Genomic DNA, 9,532 nt, shown 5'->3' on the forward strand with positions numbered 1-9,532 from the left:
ATTTATTCTTATTCCATTAATTTAACGACTGCATCGGCAATTTTTTGTGCATTTGGAATCACATATTTTTCAAGGTCACGGCTATATGGAATCGGTACATCCGGAATGGCGAGCCGTTTAATTGGTGCTTCCAGTTCATAAAGTGCCTCTTCCGCAACGATTGCGGCAATTTCGGACGTGAAACCATAGGAAAGATAATCTTCGTCGACAACAACCAAGCGATGTGTTTTGCGTACAGAATTTAGAATCGTTTCTTTATCAAGCGGGACAAGTGAACGAATATCAATGACTTCTGCGCTGATCCCCTGATTTTCAAGGATTTTTGCAGCAGCAGTCGCTTGATGGGTCATCATTTGGATTCCTACAATGGTCACGTCTGTACCTTCACGAACAACCTTTGCTTTTCCAAGTGGAACCGTATAAGACTCTTCAGGTACTTCGCCTACCGACTCCTCCACCTGGTCCATCCAGCCCAAGCCTTGCAATGTCTTATGGAACATGAATACAACAGGATTATCATCTCTGATGGCAGCCGTCATCATTCCTTTCAAATCATACGGGGTGGAAGGTGCGACTACCTTCATTCCTGGAAGATGAGCAAAGGTCGCATAAAGTGTCTGTGAGTGCTGCGCAGCATCACTGTATCCGCCGCCAACTCCTGTCATTAACACCATTGGCAACTTGACCGACCCGCCGGACATATAAGGAATTTTCGCCATATGGTTGTAGATTTGATCCATACAAACACCAAAGAAATCAACAAACATTAATTCCACAATCGGTCTCATACCTTCTGCAGCCGCACCAATTGCAGCTCCAATGAATGCAGTTTCAGAAATTGGTGTATCCAGTACTCTTTGATCGCCGAACTTGTCGATCAGTCCTTGTGTCGCTCCAAATATGCCACCATATTTACCGACATCCTCACCCATCACAAATACATTTGGGTTGCATTCCATTTCTTGAGCAATGGCTTCTGCCATCGCTTTATTTCCTGTCAGCATACGTTTCGTTGTTTGCATTCCGTTCATCTCCTATCTAGTAAATTAACAAAATACATCTTCAAGTGCGGCTTCTGGAAGCGGATATTCACTTTCCCGTGCAAATTGGAAAGCCACATCAACTTCATTTTTCACAAGGTTCTCTACTTGGTCTAATTCATTTTCTGAAGCGATCCCTTCAGATAGCAGATGATTTCTTAATCGATCAATGGGATCTTTTTCACGTAAAGATGGAACTTCTTCTTTGTCACGATACAATTCTGGATCCCCTTGGAAGTGTCCTAAAAAGCGGTACGTTTCAATCTCAATAATCGATGGTCCTTCTCCACGACGAGCTCTTTCGACTGCTAGCTGAGAAACCCTGTACATTTCAAGCGGGTCATTATCTTTTACAGAATAACCCACTGTATTGTCGTAAGCTGCCGCCCGCCGATCATTTGATGAAATGGCTGTTGAGCCCGACTTAGGAACAGAAATACCCCAAGAGTTATTTTCTACCACAACAATGAGTGGCAGTTTCCAAAGTGCTGCCATATTTAATGTTTCATGAAAAGCACCGGCATTGGCAGCTCCTTCACCGATGAACGCAACAGCCACCCAGTCCTTTCCTTTTTGCTTGGCAGCAAGAGCTGCGCCAGCCGCTTGAGGAATCCCTGCAGCGACAATACCCCCACAAGAAAATTTCACTGTAGGATCAAACAAATGCATATGGCCGCCTTTCCCTTTTCCTAGACCTGTTACCTTTCCGAAAATCTCCGCTGTCATCCGTTTTAAATCCACACCTTTTGCAATTGCGTGATGATGTGGACGATGAGGAGAAGCAACGGTATCGTCTTTTGTTAAGTGGGCGCAAATCCCAACGGCAGCGGGTTCCTGCCCATTTGAAAGGTGCATTTCACCCGGAACAGGTCCTGCACCAATATTAAACACTGGCTTTTTCCCTTCAGCGTAAGCTTCGACAAGTAATTCTTCGTAATAACGGCTTTTCACCATTGTTTCGTACATCCAAAGCAGTTTTTCTTTAGGAATTGACATCTTGAATCCTCCTTTTATTAAATGGATGTTCACACTCAATTAATTTGCAAGATTCGTGCCAAGTTAGTAACCGCTTTCATTTTTAAAAAGAAAGGCTTCATATGCAGCAGAACAATCCTCTGGAACACTAGCATTTATTCTCTTTATTACTTCATCAACCTTCAAAAAGCAAAAATCATACCTTCTAGTTATTTCAAAAAAAATGTCCCATTTTGTATCAAAGTGTATCACAACGAACGATACACTGACACAAAATGGGACATTATTATTTCAGATTGAAGCGATCCAGCCATCTGTAAAGAGTACTCCTTGATATTTGTAGCTTCTTTGCTGCTTTACTGTAGTTATATTGACAATCCATTAACGTATCGAGTAATAATTGTTTTTGGATTTCAGCTTTTTTACCTGGGACATTCGGGTCAACCGTTGTTTCGACCTGATGGCCTGTGACTGTGATTTCATCTGGAAGAGAATCGATCGAAAGAACCCCTGAGGTACATCGATTCAAGGATCTTTCAATGACATTTTGAAGCTCGCGTACATTTCCTGGCCAGTCATATTTCTTTATTGCATTCAGGTATGAGGGTGAAATTGATTCTATTACTCTAGGGATTTTTTGATTATACTGTTTTACGAAATGAGAGGCTAACAATAGGATATCCTCGTCCCTTTCGCGCAAGCTTGGAATCTGAATGGGAAGAACATTAAGACGAAAATATAGATCCTCTCGAAAATTTCCTTTTCTAACCTCTTCTTTTAAATTTTTATTGGTTGCGGCAATAATTCTTACGTCGACGGGAATGACTTTATGGTCGCCAATTCTATTAATCTCTCTATTTTGTAGGACTCTTAAAAGAAGGACCTGCATATCCAACGACATTTCGCCGATTTCATCAAGAAAAATCGTCCCTCCATCGGCAAGCTCAAACTTCCCAGAATTCCCGCCTTTTCTTGCCCCTGTAAAAGCGCCTTCCACGTATCCAAACAATTCACTACTTAATAAATCTCTTGGAATCGCCCCACAATTGATGGCAATGAACGGCATGGCACTGCGTTTACTATTGTTGTGAATAGCCTGAGCAAACAAGTCTTTACCCGTACCGCTCTCACCTAAAAGCAACACATTTGAAGGAGAATGTGAAGCAGCTTTTGCTTCATTTATGCTTTTAAGGAACAGCGGACTTTCTCCAATGATATCCTTAAAGGTAATGGTCGCCCTATTGCCGGTAAAATGATTGACTAACTGGCGTACTTTTTGAATCTCCTGAAAAGTGAGCAACGAGCCAATTCGCATTTCTCCTTGATAGACAGGTTTGCAATTTAGTAGAACATGCTTTGTATTCTGTTTAATCTTCGTTTTAAGAGTGATGTCTCTATCTTTAATGTTATCGAACATAAACAAATCAGTTTGGAATAATTGGTTCGTAAACACTTCAGCAATTTTTTTACTAACAAGATCTTCCTCGTTAAGCTGAATCATGTCTTGTAATGTTTTATTTGCCTGAATGATGTCACCTTGCTGATTGACAAGAATAATCCCAGAAGTGAGTGAATTCATTGTTACCTCTAAGTAGCTTTTCATTACCTCATTTCTTCTGTTCTTTTCTTGCAGATTCAGAAGATTTTCTACCGCTTTGGCCGTGGATACCACCATTCCAAGCGTATGCGGATGTACTTTTTCATAAGGACCTGATACGTTGAGCACACCGAGTATATTCCCATCTGATCCCCTAATCGGTGATGCGGAGCATGTCCATTCTTGTAAAACTTTTAAATAATGCTCATAATGAAAAACTTGCAGCGGCCTATTTACTTTAATACAAGTGCCAATGGCGTTTGTGCCAATCGCCTCTTCACTCCAATCAGCCCCCTCAACAAAGGAGATGCTTTCCGCTTTTTTTAATATTTCTTCATCTCCTATCGTTTTCAGTAATCGTCCATTCCTATCACAAATAATCACCATAAACCCTGTGCCTTCTACTAACTGGTAAATATCGTTCATTAAGGGTAAGGCGGTATGTATTAATTCAGCATTGTTTACGATACTTTTCTTCCATAATTCTTTTGAAACCTTACCATATTTTCGATTCGGATCAATGTTGTATCCCTTCGAACGTTGCCATGATTGATGAATAATGCTTGAAAATTCTGTTTCCCTGTGTGGACTTACAGACATAATGTTCGTGCTATTAAACTCACTTATTTTTTTCAAGCTACCCACTCCCATTTTTTACTTCCTGTTAATGTGTGTGATCTAGTTACATTTTAGCATATTCCCCAATTATTCCTTAAATTTCCTCAATTTTTCAGTTAATGTATTTTGAATTGCATTAACTTCTCTTTTGCTAAAATACAAAGAAATTTTACACGAGGACCTTTAGGCGCTGTATAAAAAGAACAGGAAAAAGTGCCAGGCACCATCCAGAAAATTGGGTGGTGCCTGGCACTTTTTATTGCAGCTTGAGTTTATTAAGAAAGAGGTATGAAATGTCATGGTAACGATGAGAAGAATTGCTGCGCAAAACGGAACCGCATAAAGTACCTCCAACACCATCACTTTTACCTCTTTTAAAAAGGAATTTTTTGAAAGATGGGGTCAGTCCCCCATTCAGGTAAAGCTTTAAAGCAGCTGGGGACTGACTCCAAAATACATAAATTAGTATAGGAACTGTAATGCTTTTGGGGGAAATTAGGTAATGCTAAAAGTAATAATTTATGAACACTAAACAACATCCATGGCAATTTACAACAAAAATAAAATCATTTAAAAAAAGGAAGGAAGTTGGATTGTATGGGAGTTCAAAACATTTTTGTGAATTTGCCAGTTAAAAACCTGGAAAAAACAATGGAATTTTTTTCAAAGGTAGGTTTTGAGTTTAATCCCCAGTTCACCAATGAATCGGCCGCCTGTATGGTCATTAATCAAAATATATATGCCATGCTTTTAGTAGAGGAGTATTTTAAGTCTTTTACAAAAAAGGAAATTCCCAATACGGAAAAAAGCTCACAGGCTATTATCGCTTTGTCTGTCGAAAGCCGGCAGGAAGTTAATGAGTTAGCAGACAAGGCATTGGAGCCGGCGCAACGCCTACAAACGATCCGCAGGACCACGGCTTCATGTACTCACGAAGCTTCGCAGACCTTGATGGCCATCTATGGGAAGTATTTTTCATGGAAGCATCACATGTAGAAAATAGTTGATTTTCTGAATCAACCTCTCAAAAAATATCAATACTTATAAACCAAAAGGCACAATTCCATAACAAGAATTGTGCTGTTTATTTATCTATCTATTTTTATATCGATAATCCTAAAATTAACTCTTTATAGATATCGAAGAATGCAAAGTAGTAATCCTTGTAGACATATTCATCTGTTTTGTGTGCCATTTTTGTTTCGCCTGGACCAAACATCATGAATGGGAAGTTGTCATCTTTACCTCGTAATAAGTTTGATGCATCCGTTACCCCCGGCGAACCTTTAACAGAAATTTCCAAATTTAAGTGTTTTTTACCGAGTTCTTTAGCAAGATCAACCATTTTAGACTGTCCTGAAGTGAAAACACTTGGTAATGACATTGTCACTTCAACATCAATATTAGAGCCTTCTTTATTGTAAATGCTCGCTGTTGTGTTGAATAAGTCAATCACTTCTTCGTTATCAAATTCTGGAATCGTCCGCACGTTTATTTCAGCTACTGCTTTTTCTGGAACTGAGTTTACTTGGTTCCCTGCATTAAAAATAGTTGTACTCATAACCAATTTATCTAGAACTTCATTTTTACGATCATCGCCATTCAATTTTCTGTCTAGTTCTAATAGATATTCCATCAATGGATTAATCGCGTTATAACCTTGGTCAGGCATAGAACTGTGTGCTGCTTCACCAATAGACGTTACACGCAAGTTAAGTGATCCTTTGTGAGAGTAAATAATGGTGTCATGAGAAGGTTCAGCTACCCATAGATAATCTACATCATCCATATAACCTTCTTCGTATAATTTTTTTGAACCTGCTCCACCGACCTCTTCACCCGTCGTTGCCATAAAACGGACAGTACCATTTTTTAATTCATTATTTTCTTTGAGTTCAATCATCACTAAAGCAAGATTTACTAAACCTGCTTTCATGTCATTTGTTCCACGGCCGTATAATTTTCCGTCCCTTTCTGTCAATGTGAACGGATCTGAAGTCCATTCGCTTTCATCACCAGGAGAAACGACATCCATATGACCGGAAACACCAATGACTGGACTCCCGCTTCCAATTTCAGCCACTAAGTTAACGCGAGTGTTAGTAACTGGAATAATTTTAGATTCAATGCCATATTCAGCAAATAAATCTTTCAAGTAACTTGCCACTTCCATTTCGTTTTCATTAATAGATTTAATCGCTATCATGTCAGATAAAATCTTTATCTTTTCTTCTTCTGTAAAATGTTTCATACTACATTCCTCCGAAATTTTATCTGTCTATCGTCTATAAAAATACAACTGTATTTTGCCCAAAAGTCCATTATTCAGTTATCCTCTTAGGACTTTCTGGAACTACCCCTTTGAAACTTTTTGTACATTTGGTGAACGCTCCTCTCTGTTACCCCTTGTTCACGAAACACTCAATTTTACTTAACCGAATCTTAACACTCGTTATAGATAATGAGCCTGTAAAAACAATTCGGAAAAATCCTCTCTTATGAGAAATCCTCTGAAATGGAGATGAGCTTAAACATGAATAAACTATTTATTGCTTCCGTTGGTGCCATTGTTGCCACGATCGTACTTGGGTTTAGTGTATTCTACTTATTTATACTAGATTCAAAGGGGCAGCCAGCGGTAAGTTCTGCAGCATCTGCACCATCATCAACATCTGGAGAACAAACAGCAACCAAACCAGACCATCCTTATTTACCGCCAAGTATGGACGAAGTTCCGGAAGGGGAAGAAGGGGAATTAATTAAACTGGGTTATAAAGAACATAATGAAACCAGCACGGTTTTAGATGAGTATGTAGGAAACAAACTGAGCTGCGCCAGCTGCCATGCGGATGGTGGAGTTGCTTCATCTCTTGATCTAGTCGGTATTTCAAAAACTTATCCACAATATAATCCACGTGCAGGGAAAGAAGTTACAATCGAAGAACGGATTAACGGTTGTTTTAAAAGAAGTATGAATGGAAAACCGCTTCCTTTAGATAGTAAAGAGATGAAAGCAATGGTTGCTTATTATACGTATATTTCAACCAATGTTCCTGATGGTACGAAGGAACGACCTTGGGCTAAAATGCCAAAGGCTGAAGGGGATTTAACCAAGTTAAATGTGGATGCCGGCCGAGAACTATACAACAAAGCTTGTATTACCTGTCATGGAGAAGGCGGCGATGGCGGCGCCACAGGACTTCCTCTTTGGGGAGACGAATCTTACAATATTGGGGCAGGTATGGCTCGTGTAAGAACGGCTGGGGGCTTTATCAAAAAGTATATGCCTAAAGCACCAATGGGTGGTTATAAAGCAGGTTCCTTCACAGATGAAGAAGCGATGAATATCGCAGCCTATATTAACTCTATGGCTAGACCTGATTTCCCTGATAAAATAAATGACTGGCCGAAAGGCGATGCACCGGATGATGCAGCCTATGAAACACTTGCTGGGAAGAAGGATCCGGAAAACAAATAATCGGAATGACCCGTTAACAGCGGGTCGTTTTTCTATATATAAAACATCACCTTTTGTAAAACTCTCTTTATCACTATAATGGAGGCAAGGGGTTGAGAAAGTTGGAAGATAGAAGTTTGAGAGGAAAAACCATTTTAATTATTGATAGCAATAGTGAAAATAGAGCTGTATTAAGATTTCATCTGACTAGACAGGGTTTTGAAATATTGGAGGCTGTTGATGGACAAACAGCTCGTGAAATTTACTTAAAACACGATCCCTGCTTTGTGCTTTTAGAAACATCTCTTCCTGATATGGATGGACTCGAAGTTTGCTCCTGGATGCGTTACGAACTGGACAGTAATGTACCCATTATCATTGTATCTTCCAATAATACGGACCAAGATCGAATCGAAGGGCTGAAACAAGGGGCTGATGACTACATTGGTAAGCCATATAATATAGAGGAATTGTCGGTTAGGATTGAAACAGTTTTACGAAGAACAGCCAATCGCTGCAGTAAACTAAGCTATAAAGGATTAACGATTAAACCATTAAAGGGAGTCGTTAAATTCCACGATGAAGTACTTGATTTAACCCATTTCGAGTACAGATTGCTCTATCTATTTATGACCCACCCAGATCAAATTTTTTCAAGAGAACAAATCATCAATACCGTATATAAAAAGAATGAAAAGGTAATCAATGAACGAACAGTAGATGTCCATATCAAAAATTTAAGAGAAAAAATTGCTGAGTATACAGATTATCCTTTTATCGTAACGTTAAGAGGGATTGGGTATAAGTTTGCAACTGAGGGTTAGGGAAAGGTGTGAAAAAGTGTGCTGCCACTACCCTCTAGGGATCTGCATCTTAAATTATCAACTATTTAAAGACTAATTTGATTTAATTTTTTCATTATACAACAAAAAAGCAGCCTCCATATTGGGATGGCCGCTTTTTCTAACCATTAGATCTCACCATTTCAAACTTAGGATTATTTTCTTCTCACTATCCAACCCTCACAAACCGCCCCGGTATAACCGGAAAACTCATGAAATCCTTCCTCATCTCCCGAAATGAAACCACCTCTTTTCCCCACTCAAACTCAAATACTAGTGGATATTCTGACAGTTTAATGGGCTTTGCTGAAATGTTTCGGTAAAGAATTGGATTGCCTCTTGCGGCTTCCTGGCAAAGATGAAGATAAAGTCCTTCTTGTTCATCTTCAGTGAGTAGATGCGCACCTTTTGAATGCCTAATACATTCTTTTGGATCAATTCCAAATATAAATATCCCAATCTAAAGAGAAAGTATTCTTTTCTCTTACTATTGTTATTTTTTATCATAAAACTTTGTCAAGCCTAGAGGTTCAGATGACGTCAAACCATAAGGACTCATCGTCATCAGGTTCTCCATTATAGTTTATTAGAATTTCTTCTCCAGCTTTTATGTCGATATGTGCATAAAAGTCAATTGTTCTATTTGCAAAGTTGAGTCCATATATGGCATTAGGCCTATAGGAGTGGTTAAATAAAGAACCATATCCTAACGCAAGTGCAACTTCATCATTATCTTGGTCCCACCAGAACACATAGTCCCTCATTATCGTCTTTGTCAAGTATTTGTAATCCTTACTAGGAGATACAATAACTGGAGCTTCATGTATCAGTTCACCATTATGAATGTCACGGGTTGCAAATATCCCTCTGCCATATTTTGATTTCTTTACTTCAATCATTTTCTCTCACCGCCATTTTTTAATAAATGAATATTATTTTATTAATTTATGCCAGCACGTTCATATGTGATAAGTATTCCCTCTGGACAGTGCTGCCTAGAAAC

The 9,532-nt window shown here is 39.0% G+C and carries 7 protein-coding genes and 1 pseudogene; 3 read left to right on the forward strand and 5 right to left on the reverse strand.

Annotated features, from left to right (window positions below; translation table 11 throughout):
* Positions 1–8: 8 nt before the first annotated feature.
* The 3 genes from KHB02_RS28160 to KHB02_RS28170 form a co-directional block, all read right to left on the reverse strand.
* Positions 9–1,022, reverse strand: coding sequence for an alpha-ketoacid dehydrogenase subunit beta (locus KHB02_RS28160; RefSeq protein ID WP_213146150.1), 1,014 nt, complete (start codon positions 1,020–1,022; stop codon positions 9–11).
* A 24-nt stretch (positions 1,023–1,046) separates the two neighbouring features.
* The gene (locus KHB02_RS28165; RefSeq protein WP_213146149.1) at positions 1,047–2,036 is read right to left on the reverse strand and encodes a thiamine pyrophosphate-dependent dehydrogenase E1 component subunit alpha; all 990 of its coding nucleotides are present in this window, start codon (positions 2,034–2,036) and stop codon (positions 1,047–1,049) included.
* A 265-nt stretch (positions 2,037–2,301) separates the two neighbouring features.
* Complete coding sequence (locus KHB02_RS28170) at positions 2,302–4,248, reverse strand: sigma-54-dependent Fis family transcriptional regulator (RefSeq protein WP_241114158.1); 1,947 nt, start codon at positions 4,246–4,248, stop codon at positions 2,302–2,304.
* Between the two features lie 579 nt (positions 4,249–4,827).
* On the opposite strand from KHB02_RS28170, the pseudogene KHB02_RS28175 reads away from it, so the two are divergent.
* A pseudogene (locus KHB02_RS28175) lies at positions 4,828–5,237 on the forward strand (VOC family protein).
* Positions 5,238–5,332: 95 nt separating this feature from the next.
* Here KHB02_RS28175 and KHB02_RS28180 read toward each other — a convergent pair.
* Positions 5,333–6,481, reverse strand: a complete 1,149-nt coding sequence (locus KHB02_RS28180) for an ArgE/DapE family deacylase (RefSeq protein WP_213146148.1) — start codon at positions 6,479–6,481, stop codon at positions 5,333–5,335.
* 282 nt (positions 6,482–6,763) lie between these two features.
* Here KHB02_RS28180 and KHB02_RS28185 point away from each other — a divergent pair, with 282 nt between their 5' ends.
* Positions 6,764–7,708, forward strand: a complete 945-nt coding sequence (locus tag KHB02_RS28185; protein ID WP_213146147.1) for a c-type cytochrome — start codon at positions 6,764–6,766, stop codon at positions 7,706–7,708.
* A gap of 92 nt (positions 7,709–7,800) precedes the next feature.
* Complete coding sequence (locus tag KHB02_RS28190; protein WP_241114159.1) at positions 7,801–8,511, forward strand: response regulator transcription factor; 711 nt, start codon at positions 7,801–7,803, stop codon at positions 8,509–8,511.
* Positions 8,512–9,059: 548 nt separating this feature from the next.
* Here KHB02_RS28190 and KHB02_RS28195 read toward each other — a convergent pair.
* On the reverse strand, positions 9,060–9,428 hold the full coding sequence (locus tag KHB02_RS28195) for an SET domain-containing protein (RefSeq protein ID WP_213146146.1): 369 nt from the start codon (positions 9,426–9,428) through the stop codon (positions 9,060–9,062).
* Positions 9,429–9,532 lie beyond the last annotated feature (104 nt).

The sequence above is a fragment of the Neobacillus citreus genome (genome assembly GCF_018343545.2).
GTDB lineage: Bacteria > Bacillota > Bacilli > Bacillales > Cytobacillaceae > Neobacillus > Neobacillus citreus.

What these genes read in the sequence shown, in the direction of transcription:
- KHB02_RS28195 (WP_213146146.1), bottom strand. Translation starts at nt 9,428, where the DNA reads ATGATTGAAGTAAAGAAATCAAAATATGGCAGAGGGATATTTGCAACC.
- KHB02_RS28160 (WP_213146150.1), bottom strand. Translation starts at nt 1,022, where the DNA reads ATGCAAACAACGAAACGTATGCTGACAGGAAATAAAGCGATGGCAGAA.
- KHB02_RS28180 (WP_213146148.1), bottom strand. Translation starts at nt 6,481, where the DNA reads ATGAAACATTTTACAGAAGAAGAAAAGATAAAGATTTTATCTGACATG.
- KHB02_RS28165 (WP_213146149.1), bottom strand. Translation starts at nt 2,036, where the DNA reads ATGTCAATTCCTAAAGAAAAACTGCTTTGGATGTACGAAACAATGGTG.
- KHB02_RS28185 (WP_213146147.1), top strand. Translation starts at nt 6,764, where the DNA reads ATGAATAAACTATTTATTGCTTCCGTTGGTGCCATTGTTGCCACGATC.